General features: G+C 63.3%; 14 protein-coding genes. 1 reads left to right on the top strand and 13 read right to left on the bottom strand.

Annotated elements, in window-relative coordinates; all coding sequences use genetic code 11:
- Nucleotides 1–99: 99 nt before the first annotated feature.
- A complete protein-coding gene (msrB, locus tag LB564_RS10985) occupies nt 100–504 on the top strand; it encodes a peptide-methionine (R)-S-oxide reductase MsrB (RefSeq protein ID WP_140702451.1) in 405 nt (134 codons plus the stop codon).
- Nucleotides 505–570: 66 nt separating this feature from the next.
- On the opposite strand, the gene LB564_RS10980 is transcribed toward msrB, so the two are convergent.
- The 13 genes from LB564_RS10980 to LB564_RS10920 form a co-directional block, all read right to left on the bottom strand.
- Nucleotides 571–870, bottom strand: a complete 300-nt coding sequence (locus LB564_RS10980; protein ID WP_140702453.1) for a hypothetical protein — start codon at nt 868–870, stop codon at nt 571–573.
- Entirely contained in the window at nt 867–1,316 is a 450-nt protein-coding gene (locus tag LB564_RS10975; RefSeq protein ID WP_140702455.1) for a hypothetical protein, read from the bottom strand. Before LB564_RS10975 ends, LB564_RS10980 begins: the two co-directional genes overlap by 4 nt.
- A 34-nt stretch (nt 1,317–1,350) precedes the next feature.
- On the bottom strand, nt 1,351–1,611 hold the full coding sequence (locus LB564_RS10970; RefSeq protein WP_140702457.1) for a DUF2312 domain-containing protein: 261 nt from the start codon (nt 1,609–1,611) through the stop codon (nt 1,351–1,353).
- A 160-nt stretch (nt 1,612–1,771) separates the two neighbouring features.
- Complete coding sequence (pyc, locus tag LB564_RS10965; protein ID WP_224537486.1) at nt 1,772–5,230, bottom strand: pyruvate carboxylase; 3,459 nt, start codon at nt 5,228–5,230, stop codon at nt 1,772–1,774.
- A gap of 287 nt (nt 5,231–5,517) precedes the next feature.
- Nucleotides 5,518–6,636 (bottom strand): branched-chain amino acid ABC transporter substrate-binding protein, encoded by a 1,119-nt coding sequence (locus tag LB564_RS10960; RefSeq protein WP_140702461.1) that lies wholly within the window; start codon nt 6,634–6,636, stop codon nt 5,518–5,520.
- A 137-nt stretch (nt 6,637–6,773) separates the two neighbouring features.
- Nucleotides 6,774–7,121: a DUF6867 family protein gene (locus LB564_RS10955; protein WP_140702463.1), complete on the bottom strand. Its 348-nt coding sequence runs from the start codon at nt 7,119–7,121 to the stop codon at nt 6,774–6,776.
- A 16-nt stretch (nt 7,122–7,137) separates the two neighbouring features.
- Complete coding sequence (locus tag LB564_RS10950; protein ID WP_140702465.1) at nt 7,138–7,866, bottom strand: ABC transporter ATP-binding protein; 729 nt, start codon at nt 7,864–7,866, stop codon at nt 7,138–7,140.
- Nucleotides 7,866–9,380, bottom strand: coding sequence for an ATP-binding cassette domain-containing protein (locus LB564_RS10945; RefSeq protein WP_224537483.1), 1,515 nt, complete (start codon nt 9,378–9,380; stop codon nt 7,866–7,868). The genes LB564_RS10950 and LB564_RS10945 overlap by 1 nt, the downstream gene beginning before the upstream one ends.
- Nucleotides 9,380–10,975: a high-affinity branched-chain amino acid ABC transporter permease LivM gene (livM, locus tag LB564_RS10940; protein WP_224537481.1), complete on the bottom strand. Its 1,596-nt coding sequence runs from the start codon at nt 10,973–10,975 to the stop codon at nt 9,380–9,382. The genes LB564_RS10945 and livM overlap by 1 nt, the downstream gene beginning before the upstream one ends.
- 4 nt (nt 10,976–10,979) lie before the next feature.
- On the bottom strand, nt 10,980–11,882 hold the full coding sequence (locus LB564_RS10935; protein WP_140702470.1) for a branched-chain amino acid ABC transporter permease: 903 nt from the start codon (nt 11,880–11,882) through the stop codon (nt 10,980–10,982).
- 336 nt (nt 11,883–12,218) lie between these two features.
- On the bottom strand, nt 12,219–13,220 hold the full coding sequence (locus tag LB564_RS10930; protein WP_140702472.1) for a 4-hydroxyproline epimerase: 1,002 nt from the start codon (nt 13,218–13,220) through the stop codon (nt 12,219–12,221).
- Between the two features lie 31 nt (nt 13,221–13,251).
- On the bottom strand, nt 13,252–14,559 hold the full coding sequence (locus LB564_RS10925) for an NAD(P)/FAD-dependent oxidoreductase (RefSeq protein WP_224537479.1): 1,308 nt from the start codon (nt 14,557–14,559) through the stop codon (nt 13,252–13,254).
- 90 nt (nt 14,560–14,649) lie between these two features.
- Nucleotides 14,650–15,543 (bottom strand): dihydrodipicolinate synthase family protein, encoded by an 894-nt coding sequence (locus LB564_RS10920; protein WP_224537476.1) that lies wholly within the window; start codon nt 15,541–15,543, stop codon nt 14,650–14,652.
- Nucleotides 15,544–15,625: the final 82 nt, after the last annotated feature.

Raw genomic sequence — 15,625 nt, 5'->3', positions numbered from 1 at the left:
CGACATGCCAGACACTGGGCAGACGTGTAACAAACGCCTATCTTTTGGCGAATAGCGATTACAACCAACAACGAGCCGCCAAGGCCGAGGAGATTCTTCATGGACACCCACGCCTATCCCGTCACCCGCACCGATGCCGAATGGCGCGCCCGGCTGACTCCTGAGCAATACGCCGTCATGCGCAACCACGGCACCGAGCGGCCGGGCAGCTGCGCCCTGCTCTACGAGAAGCGCGCCGGCACTTTTTCCTGCGTCGGCTGCGACCAGCCGCTGTTCCAATCCACGCTGAAGTTCGAGAGCGGCACCGGCTGGCCGAGCTTCAACGATCCCGTTCCGGGTTCGGTCGAGAACACCGTCGACCGCAGCTACGGCATGGTCCGCACCGAATGCCACTGCTCCCGTTGCGGCAGCCATCTCGGCCATGTCTTCGAGGACGGCCCGCCGCCGACAGGCCTGCGCTACTGCATCAACGGCGTTGCGCTGAAATTCGAGCCGGCGGCCTGAACGAGGCGTCAGCATCTCTCGCGAAGGGCGGCTGCGGCCGCCCTTTTTCGTAATTGGATGCCTGCCTCAGACGACGACCGTGGCGATCAGCCAGAGCGCCGAACCCAGCATCATCAGCGAGGCCTTGGCGCCGCCGGATTTCTCGGCGGTCCGCCAGACGGCGAGAGCGAGAAAGACGTTGTAGGGCACCGGGGCGAAATGCACCGCCAGCACCAGCGCGAGCGGCATCTTCAGGCCGAGCAGCACCAGGGCGGCCGCCGATGAAGCGATGTTGATTGCAGTGGCGATCAACATCGTGTCGCGCCAGAACAGCCGCTCCAGCGGTATCTGCCCACGCCAGCGCGCGCCGAAGAAATCCACCATCATGGCGGCTTACCCCGCCCAAGCACTTCGACAACAGCGTGCTCGACACGCGAGCATTCCGTCACCAGCCAGTCGGTCATCGCCGGCCAATTGTCCTCGGCAAAGCAGTTCACCCGCCACATCGAATTGATGCCGAGGCCTTCGCAGCTTTGTTCCGGCCGGAGCTTCAGCCTGTCCTCGATCGCCGGCCGGAACGGCTCCAGCCGCGCCCACGCCTGCGTGGCGCCGAACTTCTCGTTGCGGCCGAAGAAGACGCCGACATGGTTCTGCGCCGGCGCGACATACATGGAAAGGACCAAAGCGAAATCCGGCAGCCCGCGCTGCCAGAACCAGGGCCCGCGCCGCGCCAGCCGGGCTCTTTCTTCCGGATGCCGTTCGGCAAACAGCGACCAGAAGCCGCGATGACGGAATTCCAAGGCACGACGGCCGCCGAAGTCGAACTCACTCATGGTCGACCCCGGAAACCATCATGAGCCCTTGGCCTTACTCCATGCCGAGCGCGGCCATGTACAGATCAAGGATGGCATCCTCTTCCTGGCGCTCGGCCTGGTCCTTCTTGCGCAACCGGATGATGGTGCGAATTGCCTTGGTGTCGAAGCCGGTGCCCTTGGCCTCGGCGAACACTTCCTTGATGTCGTCGGAAATCGTCTTCTTTTCTTCCTCGAGCCGCTCGATGCGCTCGATCAAGGCACGCAGCTGGCCGGCGGCAACAGTCTGGCTGGTTTCGGTGATATCGTCGGCCATGTTTTTCTCCAGGGAACGGTTCCGCGCCGCGACTCGGGAACCGTGCCGCGGCGAATTTCAGCGGTTCGATGCCCGACCGGGGCCGGCGGGTCAAGCTGTTATCGAATGAGCGGTGAGGGCTGCCGTCAGAAGCCGCCAGCCATCCAGCAAGGGTGCCTGGCTAATTGAACGCTATGAGCAGATCCTTGGCATCGATCTGGTCGCCTGCCTTGACCAGCACCTCGGCAACCGTGCCGTCGCGCTCGGCATGCAGCGCCGTCTCCATCTTCATCGCCTCGATGGAAAGCAGCACGTCGCCGGCCTTCACCGCCTGGCCAGCTGCCACCGAGAGCGCCGAGACCACGCCCGGCATCGGTGCCCCGACATGCGCCTCGTTGCCGGGCTCGGCCTTGCGGCGTGCCTTGGCGGCGGATGCGCCATGCGCCCGGTCGGGCACCTTCACGCGGCGCGGCTGGCCGTTGAGCTCGAAGAACACGGTGACCATGCCTTTGTCGTCGACATCGCCGATGGCGAGGCAGCGCACGACCAGCGTCTTGCCCTTCTCGATATCGACGAAAATCTCGTCTTCGGACTTCATGCCGTAGAAATAAGTGGGCGTCGGCAGGACGCTGACCGGGCCATAGGTCTCCTGCGCCGCGACGAAGTCGGAAAACACCTTCGGATACATTAGCCACGAGGCGAACTCGTATTCCGACAGCTTGCGCTCGAGCTTGTCCTCGATCTCCTTGCGGCTCTTTTCGAGGTCGGCCGGCTTGAGCAAGGATCCAGGCCGCGCCGTGATCGGCTTGTCGCCCTTCAGCGCCTTCTTCTGCAGCTCCTGTGGCCAGCCGCCCGGGGACTGGCCTAGATCGCCGCGCAGCATCGACACGACCGAGTCCGGGAAGGCGATGTCGCGCGCCGGGTTCTCGACATCGGCAACGGTCAGGTCCTGGCTCACCATCATCAGCGCCATGTCGCCGACGACCTTGGACGACGGCGTCACCTTGACGATATCACCGAACATCAGATTGACGTCGTGGTAGGTCTGCGCCACCTCGTGCCAGCGTGTCTCCAGCCCGAGCGAACGTGCCTGTTCCTTCAGATTGGTGAACTGCCCGCCCGGCATTTCATGCAGATAGACCTCCGAGGCCGGCCCTTTCAGGTCGCTCTCGAAGGCGGCGTACTGGTTGCGCACCGCTTCCCAGTAGAACGAGATCTTGCGGATCCATTGCGGATCGAGGCCCGGATCGCGCTCGGTGCCCTTCAGCGCTTCGACGATCGAGCCGAGGCATGGCTGCGACGTGTTGCCGGAGAAGGCGTCCATCGCCGCGTCGATGGCGTCGACGCCGCTTTCCACCGCCGCCAGCACCGTCGCGGCCGACAGGCCCGACGTGTCGTGGGTGTGGAAATGGATCGGCAGGTCGGTCGCCTCGCGCAGCGCCTTGAACAGCACACGGGCCGCCGCCGGCTTCAGCAGGCCGGCCATGTCCTTGACCGCGATGATGTGAGCGCCGGCGGCCCGCAATTCGCCGGCCAGCCCGACATAATATTTGAGATCGTATTTGGCCCGCGCCGGATCGAGGATGTCGCCGGTATAGCACATCGCCGCTTCGATCAGCTTGCCCTCGGCCCCCACCGCATCCATGGCGACGCGCATGTTCTCGACCCAGTTCAGGCAATCGAAGACGCGGAACAGGTCGATGCCGCCCGCCGCCGCCTGCTTGACGAAATGCTGCACGACATTGTCGGGATAATTGGTGTAGCCGACGCCGTTGGCGCCGCGCAGCAGCATCTGCAGCAACAGGTTGGGCGCGGCTTCCCGCACCAGCGACAGCCGCTCCCACGGATCCTCTGTGAGGAAGCGCATCGCGACGTCGAAAGTGGCGCCGCCCCAGCACTCCAGCGACAACAGTTGCGGCAGCGCCCGCGCGTAAGTGCCGGCGATGCCGGCAATGTCATGCGTGCGCACGCGCGTCGCCAGGAGCGACTGATGGCCGTCGCGCATCGTCGTGTCGGTGACCAGCACTTGCCTCTGCTCGCGCATCCAGCCGGCGAATTTCTCCGGCCCCAGCACGTCGAGCTTCTGCTTGCTGCCACCAGGCACATTGCCGTTGAGGTAGGGCACCACGGGCGCTGCCGCGTCCGCCTTCGGCATTGGCCGGCCGCGCGTCTCGGGATGGCCGTTGACGCTGACGTCGGCCAGATAATTGATGAGCTTGGTGGCGCGGTCCTGGCGCTTGACCTGCTGGAACAGCTCCGGCGTCGTGTCGATGAACCTGGTCGTATAGGAATTGTCGGCGAAGCTCGGGTGATTGATGATCGCTTCGAGGAAGGTGAGGTTGGTGGCGACGCCGCGGATGCGGAATTCGCGCAGGGCGCGGTTCATGCGGGCGATCGTCTCGGCCGGTCTCGGCGCCCAGGCCGTGACCTTCTCCAGCAGCGGATCGTAGAAGCGGGTGATGACCGCGCCGGAATAGGCCGTGCCGCCATCAAGGCGGATGCCGAAGCCGGTGGCGCCGCGATAGGCGGTGATGCGGCCATAGTCCGGAATGAAATTGTGCTCCGGGTCTTCCGTGGTGATGCGGCATTGCAAGGCATGACCGTTCAGCCGGATGTCCCGCTGCGCCGGCACGCCCGATTCCGGCGTGCCGATGGCGAAGCCGTCGAGGATGTGGATCTGCGCCTTCACGATGTCGATGCCGGTCACCATCTCGGTGACGGTGTGCTCGACCTGGATGCGCGGATTGACCTCGATGAAGTAGAACTTGCCGGTGTCGGCGTCCTGCAGGAATTCGACCGTGCCGGCGCCGATATAGCTGGTCTCGCGCGCGATCTTCAGCGCGTAGCCGCAAAGCTCCTGGCGCAGGTCCTCGCTGAGATAGGGCGCCGGCGCGCGTTCCACGACCTTCTGGTTGCGGCGCTGGATCGAGCAGTCGCGCTCGAACAGATGCACGGCGTTGCCATGCGTGTCGCCAAGCACCTGCACCTCGACATGGCGGGCGCGCTCGATCAGCTTTTCGAGATAGACCTCGTCCTTGCCGAAGGCGGCTTTCGCCTCGCGCTTGCCTTCCATGACCTCGCGGGCGAGCTCGGCCTCGGAACGGATGGCGCGCATGCCGCGACCACCGCCTCCCCACGAAGCCTTCAGCATGACCGGATAACCGACCGTCTTGGCGAGCTCCTTGACCGCTTCCATGTCGTCCGGCAACGGATCGGTGGCCGGCACCACGGGCACGCCGACCTCGATGGCGAGATTGCGCGCGGCGACCTTGTTGCCGAGGCGCCGCATCGTGTCCGGCTTCGGACCAATGAAGGTGATGCCTGCTTGCGCGCAGGCCTCGGCGAATTCGGGGCTTTCCGACAGCAGCCCGTAGCCGGGGTGGATGGCATCGGCGCCCGACAGCCTGGCGACGCGGATCACCTCCTCGATCGACAGATAGCTCTCGATCGGCCCCATGTCCTTGCTCAGATGCGGGCCGCGCCCGACCTGATAGCTTTCGTCGGCCTTGAAGCGGTGCAGCGAATATTTGTCTTCCTCGGCCCAGATCGCCACGGTTTTGAGGCCCAGCTCATTGGCCGCGCGAAAGACGCGGATGGCGATTTCTGACCGGTTGGCGACGAGGATCTTCGTGATGGCCAAGGATTGGGCTCCAGCAACGGAAGGAACGGGAAATCGCGGCAATGATTAGCGTGAAAATGCTGCAGTGCAAACAAAATCGGCACAGATTTAAACCGATTTAGGCCAATTGTCCGGCCAACACTCGCACGCATCGTGTCGAACGGACGGAACAATGGCGACAATTTCGATCCTGGATGCGATCTCTCCTGGCTGACGAAGGCTCACCCTGACGTAGCCGGCTGCAGGCGCGCGTAAAAAAAATGCCCGGCGCGAGGCGCCGGGCATCGTTGGTTGCGGAACCGAATGAATTACGACTTCGGGAACCAGGAATACTTCCCGTCGTCCTTCTTCTTCCATTCGTACATGATGTAGCCCGGCAGCTTCGGGTCGCCCTTGGCGTCATAGGCGAGATCGCCCAGCACGGTCGGGTACGGTCCGTTTTCATGCAGCGCCTTGGCAACGGCCTGCGGGTCGTTCGACTTGGCGTTGGTAGCCGCTTCGGCGATCGCCTGCACGGCTGCGTAGGCGTAAAGCGTGTAGGCTTCCGGCTCGAAACCCTGCGCGCGGAACTTCTCGACGAGTTCCTTGTTGGCCGGAATCAGGCGCGGGTCGGGGCCGAACGTGTTGAGCGTGCCGGCGACGGCGTCGCCCGCGATCGCGGCGAGTTCGTCCGTGACGATGCCGTCACCCGACATCAACGTGGCCTTGAGGCCCTGGTCCGCGGACTGGCGGATGATCAGGCCGGCTTCGGTGTGCAGGCCACCCCAATAGATCAGGGTGACGCCGGCTTCCTTCATCTTGGCGATGAGCGCCGAGAAGTCCTTGTCGCCGACATTGACGCCTTCATACATCACTTCCGTGACGCCGGCGGCATTCATCGCCTTCTTGGTTTCGTCGGCAAGGCCCTGGCCATAAGGGGTCTTGTCATGGATGACCGCTACCTTGGCATCCTTGAAATTCGCCGCGATGTAGGCGCCGGCGATGCCGCCCTGCTGGTCGTCGCGTCCGCAGGTACGGAACACGTTCCACAGGCCACGCTCGGTGAACTTCGGATTGGTCGCGGCCGGCGTGACTTCGACGATGTTGTTTTCAGCGTAGACTTCCGAGGCCGGGATCGACACGCCCGAGTTGAAGTGGCCGACCACGAACTTGACGCCGTCGCCGACGAACTTGTTGGCGACCGAGATGCCCTGCTTCGGATCGGAGACGTCGTCGCCGACTTCGAGCTTGATCTGCTCGCCATTGATGCCGCCCTTGGCATTGATGTCGGCAACGGCTGCTTCCGCGCCCTTCTGCAGCTGTGCGCCGAAGGCAGCGTTCGGGCCGGTGATCGGACCGGCAACGCCGAACATTACATCAGCCCACGCATTGCCGCCGAACGCGACGAGCGCGGTCAGGGCCACGGCGGACAAAAGTGACTTTTTCATTTAAACGCTCCCATTAACGGAGTGGGCGTGGATGAAGCTTTCATGCGATGCCCACCCTTATCGCAGAAAGCATAGTTTGCCGATTTTCAGGCACTTGTCACGCCGATTCATCCCTGACGCGGCGTTAATGATGAACGTCAACCTTTCGGTTTCCAGCTCAAGATTGAAGCTCTTTCGTAGAGCCAATTATACTGTGTGACCATCTGGTTCGTTCGTGTGTATTGATAGCCGACGAAGCCCAGTATCATCAGCACGATGGTGTCGACGATATAGTAATGCAGCGAGAACATCGTGCCGTTGAACAGCGCGTGGTGGATGAAGCGGATGCCGACGCCGAGGCCGAGCAGATAGGCAAACAGCTGGATGAAGCTGCGCCATGTCTGGGCACTGGCTTTGCCCGTCATCCATGCCGCCCAGCCGCCGAGCAGGCAGGTGACGAAGAAGAACTGCCAGACCGACGGTTCCTCGTAGAGAATGCCTTGCATGGGAAGTCTCCTGAACTCAGTGATGTCCGCCTTCGAGATAGGCGGCGCGCACTTCCGGATTGGCGAGCAGCTCCTTGCCGGTGCCGCTCATCGTCACATTGCCGTTGACCATGACATAGCCGCGCGTGGCGAGCTTGAGCGCGCCGAACGCGTTCTGCTCGACCAGGAACACGGTCAGCCCCTGCGTGCGGTTCAACTCACGGATGGCATCGAAGATCTGCTTGACGATCAGCGGTGCCAGACCCAGCGACGGCTCGTCGAGCAGAAGTAGTTTCGGCCGCGCCATCAACGCGCGCCCGATCGACAGCATCTGCTGCTCTCCGCCCGACAGCGTGCCGCCGCGCTGGGCGATGCGCTCCTTCAGGCGCGGGAATAGGGTGAACACCTTCTCGACGTCCTCGTCATAGTGCTTGAGGTTGTCGAGGCTGGCCCCCATCTGCAGGTTTTCCATCACCGTCATGCGCGGAAAGATGCGCCGGCCCTCGGGCGATTGCGCGATGCGAAGGCGCGCGATCTCGTGCGTCGGCAACTGGGTGATGTCGGTGCCGGCGAAGGTGATGGTACCCGTTCGGGCGCGTGGCGCTCCGAATATGGTCATCATCAGCGTCGATTTGCCGGCGCCGTTGGCTCCGATCAGCGCCACGATCTCACCCTCGTTGACGGAGACATCGACGCCGTTCAGCGCACGGATGTTGCCGTAATAGGTCTGCACGCCCTTGATATCGAGCAGCGTTTTCCCGGCCATCACTTGCCCCCTCCGCGCTTGCCCGTCGCAGGCTTGGTCGCGGCTTTCCCCGACGCCGCGCCGGCAGTCTTTCCGGACGTATGGCTGGTCGCCACCTTGCCGGCGTCGACGCGGCGCGAGAACTCCGTATCCTTGCCCCGGTCGAGCAGCTTGGCTTGCTTGACCCATTCCTCGCGGCTGATGCGTCCGTCGAAGGCGAGATAGGCTTCGACCGCCTCGACGTCGGCTTTCTTCCAGGCGCCGATCTGGTCGAAGTGGAAAATGCCGTGTTCGTTGAGCTTCTTCTCGTTGACCGTGCCGATGCCCTTGATGCGGGTCAGATTGTCGGCCTTGCCGCCACGCGGGGCAGGGAGACGGTTCGAAACGCCTTCGGCCTTCGCCGCAGGCGCCTTGGCAGCCATTTTCCTTGGTGCCGCCTTCTTCGCGGCGGGCTTGGCCGGCGCCGGTGTCGGCGCAACGGGCCTGCTTGCCACGCTGACGGCACGGGCATCGACCTGCGCCGCTTTGGAGGCGCCTTTCGACACGGTTACGCGTTCACCTTGGCTATGGCCGACCGTGTCGCTCACCGGACCGGCCAGATACGACGACGATGTTCCCGGGCCATGCGCGGAGTCAGGACCGATGTCGAGCTGTTCGATAACGTCCTCGTCGCCGACTTCGGTGAGCACGGTCTCGACCTCCTCGTCGTCGACGCCGAGATAGGCGGCGATGACGCGCGGATCGGTGCGCACCGACTGCGGATTGCCGTCGGAAATCTTGCGGCCATATTCCAGCACCACGACATGGTCGGAGATCTGCATGACCACCGACATGTCGTGCTCGATCAGGAGGATCGAGGTGCCTGTCGTGTGCTTGATCCCCATCAACAGTTCGTTGAGAGCCGCCGATTCCTTCGGGTTGAGACCGGCCGCCGGTTCGTCGAGGCACAGAAGCTCCGGGCCGGTGCACATGGCGCGCGCGATCTCGAGCCGCCGCTGCGCGCCGTAAGGCAGGTCGCCGGCCGGATCGTCGGCGCGATCGACGAGATCGGCCTTCTCCAGCCAGTGCTTGGCAAGCTCCACCGATTCGGCCGAGGCCTTTCGATAGCCGCTGAAGCCAAACAGCCCTAGGATCGTGTAGCCCGAAGCTTTCATCAGCTTGTTGTGCTGGGCGACCAGCAGGTTCTCCAGCAGCGTCATGCCTGAGAACAGGCGGATGTTCTGGAAGGTGCGCGCCACCTTGGCGCGCGCCGGGATCTCATGGTTGGGCAGCCGTTCCAGCAGGTAGCTGGAGCCATCGGCGCGGTTGAGCGTGATCATGCCTTCCGAAGGCTTGTAGAAGCCGGTGATGCAGTTGAACACGGTGGTCTTGCCGGCACCGTTGGGCCCGATCAGCGCCGTGATCTCGCCGCGCCGGGCTTCGAACGACAGGTCGCCGATGGCGACCAGGCCGCCGAACTTCATCGACAGGTGCTCGACCTGCAGAATGGCGTCTTTCATGCCCGGATTGGTCCTCTGAATTGCGCTTGCGTTCATCAGCCGTGTCCTTCCTTGGTGAAGGAGCTCGAGACAGCCCTTCGCTCCTTAAGGAAGGCGGTCGGCTCACGACTGCCCACGAAGCCGCGCGGCTTCCACAGCATGACGATGACCATGGCCATGCCGAACAGCAGCATGCGGTAGAGTTCCGGCGTGAAATCGGGCCCGAAGACCTGCTTGAGGAAGTCGAGTTCGCGCAGCGCCTCGGTGCCGCCGATCATGACCAGCGCCGCGACGGCGATGCCGACCAGCGAGCCCATGCCGCCAAGCACGACGATGGCCAGGATGATGGCCGATTCCAGGAAGACGAAGGATTCCGGGCTGACGAAGCCTTGCCGGGCGGCGAAGAATGCGCCGGCGAAACCGCCGAACATGGCGCCGGTGGCAAAGGCGGTCAGCTTGGTCGTCGTCGTGTTGATGCCGAGCGAACGGCAGGCGATCTCGTCCTCGCGCAAGGCTTCCCAGGCGCGGCCGACAGGCATGCGCCTCAGCCTGATGGTGACGAAGGCGGTGAGCATGCAAAGCGCCAGGATCAGGTAGTAGAGGAAGATCTTGTAGTAGGCACTCGAGGTCGCGAGGTGCAGGACCTTGGCGATATAGTTGGGGTCCGAGACATTGAAGGTCATCAGGCCGAAGAAGGTGACTTTCGGGATGCCGGAGATACCGGCCGATCCGTTGGTCACGTCGCGCCAGTTGATCAGCACAAGGCGGATGATCTCGCCGAAGGCAAGGGTGACGATCGCCAGATAGTCGCCGCGCAGGCGTAGCACCGGAAAGCCGAGCAGCACGCCCCAGAAGGCGGCCATGGCACCGGCCGCCGGAAGCAGTATCCAGAACGACAGGCCATAGGTCGTGCCAAGCAGCGCATAGGCGTAGGCGCCGACCGCATAGAAGGCGACGTAGCCGAGATCGAGCAGTCCGGCGAGGCCGACGACGATGTTGAGGCCCCAGGCCAGCATCACATAGATCAGGATCTGGATGCCGAAATTGTCGACCCATTTCAGCGAGCCCTGCAGCCCGGTGGCGATAGACCACGACATCAACGACAGCACGACGACGACAAGGATCGGATAGAGCACCAACGCGGCAATGCCGAGTTTGGTGAAGTTGGCGTGGATGAAGCCACGGAAGTAATAGATCACGCAGGCCAGCACGTAGATGACCGCCAGGGCGCGCAGGAACTGCAGATAGCCTGCCGGTTCCGCTCCGACCCATCCGGCGAGCGAGCTGTTGAACACGAACAACAGCACCACAGCGACGATTGCCGCTATGAACCAGGGCAGTTGGAAGAAGCGCGATGCGACGCTGGCCGGCAACAGGCCGGTGGCGACATTGGTGATTTTCTGGTTGGCCATGAAAGGCTGGCCATAGGCGACGTAGAGGAAACGGCCGACGGCCGTGGCGATGACCACGGCGGCCAGCAGGCCCCAGCGCTGCACCAAGACCAGTTCGTTGGAGATGTTCTGGTCGGTCTTGAGGCCGATGAACAGCACGAACAAGCCAAGCGCGATGGCGCCGGCATAGAAGCCCTCGCGCAGCGCGCGCTGCATGGGACTGGCGACGGTGTCGCGCTCAGGAGATACGGTCACGGCCATGGTCTCAGACCTTTTCGACTTCTGGCCGGCCCAATATGCCGGAAGGCAGGAAGATCAGCACGATCGCCAGGATCGAAAACGCCGCGACGTCCTTGTAGTCGATGGAGAAGTAAGCCGACCACATGCTTTCGATGAAGCCGATCAGCAAGCCGCCCAGCACGGCACCAGGCAATGAGCCGATACCGCCAAGCACCGCCGCCGTGAATGCCTTAACACCCGGCGTAAAGCCGTCAGAGAAGGCGATGACGCCGTAGTACATCAGGAACAACGTGCCGGCGACGGCCGCGAGTGCTGCACCCATGATGAAGGTGATCGAGATGGTGCGGTCGACGTCGATGCCCAGCAGTGCCGCCATCTTGCGGTCCTGCTCGCAGGCGCGTTGCGCCCGGCCAAGCGAGGTCTTGTTGACCAGGTACCAGAACAGCGCCAGCAGCAAGGCCGTGACGATGACGATGATGATCTGCTTCAGCGACACGCTGACGCCGTTGATGTTGTAGACTTGGCTGACCATCGGCGGGATCGGCTTGTTGCGCGGCCCTTGCGTCACCTGGACGAAGTTCGACAGCGCGATCGACATCCCGATGGCGGTGATCAGCGGCGCCAGCCGGAACGAACCGCGCAGCGGCCGGTAGGCCACCTTCTCGATCGTCCAGTTGTAGAGGCTGGTGAGCAGCATCGCCACGACCATCATGATCAGCAGCGCGATGACCACGGGCACCGAATAAAACAGCGAAGTCAGGATCAGGAAAACGATCAGCGCCGCGAAGGCACCCACCATGAAGATATCGCCATGGGCGAAATTGATCATGCCGATGATGCCGTAGACCATCGTGTAGCCGATCGCGATCAGCCCATAGATCGATCCCAGCGTCAGCCCATTGATAAGCTGCTGGACAAAGTACTGCATGTGTACATGGCTCCCCTGGAATGTCGCCCATGCAGACGCATTCCTTTTCGTATTTCCCCTAGTCGTAAAGTTTCGAGCCCGGATTGCAACGTGATTTTTCTGATCGCTCCGCGTGCTTCCACATCACGCCTTTCCGATCGCCCCTTTTTTGCACCCGACCCCTGGACTATCGCGGACCCTATCATTGGCATAACGCAATGTCTTTGACGATTGAGGCGCATCATGCGCCGCGTTTCGAAGAAATCACCGTCAAAATTAGGTGATGAGAGGAATCCTTGCGTTCCTGACACGGTTCGCTTTTTCGTCACACTACTTTCCGTTGGGTCAGGATTCTCCTTACCTGACCACAAAACCGTGCGCGAACGGATCGCGGTCGTCGATGAAGATGGTGTTCAGTCCAGTCATCCTCGCCCAGCCGCCGATCGATGGGATGATCGCCGATTTACCAGCAACAGTGACCTCCTTTTCGACCTTGCCCTTGAACAGCGAACCGATGATCGATTCATGGACGAAGGCGTCGCCGGCCTTGAGCTTGCCCTTGGCATGGAGCTGCGCCATGCGCGCCGAGGTGCCGGTGCCGCAGGGGGAGCGGTCGATCGCCTTGTCGCCGTAGAAGACGGCATTGCGCGCGTCCGCGCCCTCGACCGTCGGCTTCCCGGTCCACAGCATGTGCGACAGTCCGGCGATGCCGGGATTTTCCGGATGGACGAAGGTGTACTTCTCGTTGAGCCGCTGCCGCACCACCGGGCTCCAGGCGATGAAGTCCCCGGCGGAATGATCGGCCATGTCACGGTAGTTCGCCTGCGGCTCGACAATGGCGTAGAAATTGCCGCCATAGGCGACATCGACTGATATTTCGCCGAGCCCCGGACATTCGACCGTCAGCCCTTCGGCATGGAGGAAGGACGGCACGTTGGTGATGCGCACCTCCTCGACATACTCGCCGACCTGCTTGTACTCGGCGATGACAAGGCCGGCCGGCGTATCGAGCCTGAGCACGCCGGGCGTCTTCGGCTTGATCAAGCCGTGCTCGATGGCCATCGTCACCGTGCCGATGGTGCCGTGGCCGCACATGGGCAGGCAACCGGAGGTCTCGATGAACAGGATGGCGATGTCGCAATCCTCGCGCGTCGGCGGATAGAGGATCGAGCCGGACATCACGTCATGGCCGCGCGGCTCGAACATCAGCCCGGTGCGGATCCAGTCATACTCGGCAAGGAAATGCGCGCGCCGCTCCATCATCGTCGAGCCCTGCAGCAGCGGGCCGCCGCCGGCGACCAGCCGCACCGGGTTGCCGCAGGTGTGGCCGTCGATGCAGAAGAAGGATTTCTTGGCCATGTCGCTCCTCGAAAATCAAAACTCGAAAAAATCAAAATCGTTGTGGGCTGAAGGGGGCCGGATCAACGGACGAAGTCTGCCCCAGAACGAATTCCAGGATCAACCTTCCGGTTGCCGCGGCCTGGGTCAGGCCGAGATGGCCGTGGCCGAAGGCATAGATAACCTGACGGCTTCGCGTCGCCTTGCCGATGACGGGCACCGAATCCGGCAGCGAGGGCCGGAACCCCATCCATTCGCGCCCGCCGGAGGGATCGAGCCCCGGCAGGAATTTCCGCGCCTTTTGCAGGAGCGCTTTCGACCTGTCGAAATTGGGCGGCCGATCGATGCCGCCGAGCTCCACGGCACCGCCGACACGCAGGCCGGTTTCGAGCGGCGTGACGACGAAGCCATGGCCGGAGAAGATCAGCTGCCGCTTCACGTCGAAGGCGCTCCCCGGCAAGGTCGTGTTGTAGCCGCGTTCGGTCTCCAGCGGAATGCGATCGCCGAGTTGTCGCGCCAGCAGGTGCGACCATGCGCCCGCGGCTATGACGAGTTGCCTGGCTTGCCTCGTCGAGCCGTCGGCCAGCGTCAGCACAGCGCCTTCCTGGTCTGCGGCGACCCGCTCGACGCGGGCCATCTCGAAGCGGGCACCCCTGGACTGCGCGTAAGCCCACACCGCCTTGCCGAGCAGTTTTGGGTCGGCGACCGTCTTCCATCCCGGCACGAAGGTGCCCTTGACGAAACGCGGCGACAGCCCCGGCTGCAAGCCCGCCAGTGCCTCGCCCTCGACATGCCGGAAGCCGATGCCGAAACGCTCGCGCGCCGCCCAGCCCGACAGCGAGGCGCGGAATTCCGCCTCGCTTTCGTAGAGTTCGAGCGAACCGTCCTCGCGCAGCATCGGCCGCGTTCCGGAACGATCGATCAGATCCATCCATTCGGCCTCGGCAAGCTTCATCATGCCGGCCTGAGCCGTCAGGCTCGCCTCGTATTTCCCTGGCGCGCCGGCGCGCCAGAACCGGATCAACCAGGGCAGAAGCTTCGGCAGGTAGGCGGGCGGAATGCTGAGCGGGCCGAGTGGATCGGCGAGCCATTTCGGCAGCTGGCGGATCATGCCCTTGTGGGCCAGCGGCAGCACGTCGGAAAAGGCAAAGGCGGCGGCGTTGCCGGAGCTCGTCTCCTCGCAGATGCCGGTGCGGTCGAAAACGGTGACATCCAGCCCCGCCTCGGCCAAGAAGGCCGCCGCGCAGATGCCGATGATGCCGCCGCCGATGATGGCGATGTCTGCCCGAAGGGCGGATGAGGGGCTGTGCCCCTCGTTTGCCAATTTGGAATCATCCTGCACGTGGGCGCTGCCCCTCATCTGACTGCCCGTCCCTCGCGGCAGCTGCGCTGCGGCTACGGAGGGTGAGCCGCCATATCCAGCCCGTGAACGGGGAGAAGAAACTTCTCCTCAGAACCGCGGCAGCGTCGGCCGCACCGCGAGCGCGTCCTTGACGATCTTCTCGACCGTCTTGCGGCGCTCGCCCGACAGCGGTTGGCGCGGCATGCGCACGCGGTCATTGGTGTTGATGGCGAACACTTCGGCGAGCTTGATGTTCTGCACCAGATAGGTCGAGACGTCGAGATCGAGCAGCGGCCGGAACCAACGGTAGATGGCGAGCGCTTCCTCGCGGCGGCCCTGCTTCATCAACTGGTAGATGGCGACGGTCTCGCGCGGGAAAGCGGTGACCAGGCCGGCCACCCAGCCGATGGCGCCGACCGACAGCGCCTCGAAGGCGAGGTTGTCGACGCCGGTGAACAGGTCGTAGCGGCTGCCCAGGCGATTGATGATCTCGGTCGAACGCCTGATATCGTCGGAGGACTCCTTGATGGCGACGAAGCGCTTGTCCGACGCCAGTTCCTCCATCTGGTCGACGCTGACGTCGACGCGATAGGCGAGCCTGTTGGAGTAGATCATCACCGGCAGGTCACCGGCTTCGGCGACGGCGCGGAGAGCCGCGATCGTCTCTTCCGCGTTGGTATGGTAGATCGGGCTCGGCACCACCATCAGGCCGTTGGCGCCTTCCTTGGCGGCACGCCTGGCGATGCTGGCCGCCTCGCGGGTGCCAGCCTCGTTGACCGTCAGCAGCACCGGCTTCTTGCCGGCGACCTTCTGCGCGGTCTTCAGCACCTCGATCTTCTCGTCCGGCGACAACATCGGCCCTTCGCCGAGCGAGCCGCAGACGATGATGCCGTCACAGCCGGCATCCATCTGCAGGCCGAAGCAGCGCTCCATCTCGGCATGGTCGAGCCGGTCGTCGGCGGTGAATTTGGTCGTGACGGCGGGGAAAACTCCGGTCCACATGGCTATGTCTCTCCATCTGATATATCAGCCATATATCTGTTAGGAAAGCCGCTGTCAATGCGGATTCTGTTATGATATATTC

Origin of the sequence: Mesorhizobium sp. ES1-6 (assembly GCF_020164775.1) — a bacterium.
GTDB lineage: Bacteria > Pseudomonadota > Alphaproteobacteria > Rhizobiales > Rhizobiaceae > Mesorhizobium.
The sequence above is the reverse complement of the archived record's forward strand: the minus strand, read 5'-3'. Positions and strand labels throughout refer to the sequence as shown.

What these genes read in the sequence shown, in the direction of transcription:
- msrB (WP_140702451.1), top strand. Translation starts at nt 100, where the DNA reads ATGGACACCCACGCCTATCCCGTCACCCGCACCGATGCCGAATGGCGC.
- LB564_RS10980 (WP_140702453.1), bottom strand. Translation starts at nt 870, where the DNA reads ATGATGGTGGATTTCTTCGGCGCGCGCTGGCGTGGGCAGATACCGCTG.
- LB564_RS10945 (WP_224537483.1), bottom strand. Translation starts at nt 9,380, where the DNA reads ATGAACGCAAGCGCAATTCAGAGGACCAATCCGGGCATGAAAGACGCC.
- LB564_RS10955 (WP_140702463.1), bottom strand. Translation starts at nt 7,121, where the DNA reads ATGCAAGGCATTCTCTACGAGGAACCGTCGGTCTGGCAGTTCTTCTTC.
- LB564_RS10950 (WP_140702465.1), bottom strand. Translation starts at nt 7,866, where the DNA reads ATGGCCGGGAAAACGCTGCTCGATATCAAGGGCGTGCAGACCTATTAC.
- livM (WP_224537481.1), bottom strand. Translation starts at nt 10,975, where the DNA reads ATGGCCGTGACCGTATCTCCTGAGCGCGACACCGTCGCCAGTCCCATG.
- LB564_RS10925 (WP_224537479.1), bottom strand. Translation starts at nt 14,559, where the DNA reads ATGAGGGGCAGCGCCCACGTGCAGGATGATTCCAAATTGGCAAACGAG.
- LB564_RS10970 (WP_140702457.1), bottom strand. Translation starts at nt 1,611, where the DNA reads ATGGCCGACGATATCACCGAAACCAGCCAGACTGTTGCCGCCGGCCAG.
- LB564_RS10935 (WP_140702470.1), bottom strand. Translation starts at nt 11,882, where the DNA reads ATGCAGTACTTTGTCCAGCAGCTTATCAATGGGCTGACGCTGGGATCG.
- LB564_RS10930 (WP_140702472.1), bottom strand. Translation starts at nt 13,220, where the DNA reads ATGGCCAAGAAATCCTTCTTCTGCATCGACGGCCACACCTGCGGCAAC.
- LB564_RS10975 (WP_140702455.1), bottom strand. Translation starts at nt 1,316, where the DNA reads ATGAGTGAGTTCGACTTCGGCGGCCGTCGTGCCTTGGAATTCCGTCAT.
- LB564_RS10920 (WP_224537476.1), bottom strand. Translation starts at nt 15,543, where the DNA reads ATGTGGACCGGAGTTTTCCCCGCCGTCACGACCAAATTCACCGCCGAC.
- LB564_RS10960 (WP_140702461.1), bottom strand. Translation starts at nt 6,636, where the DNA reads ATGAAAAAGTCACTTTTGTCCGCCGTGGCCCTGACCGCGCTCGTCGCG.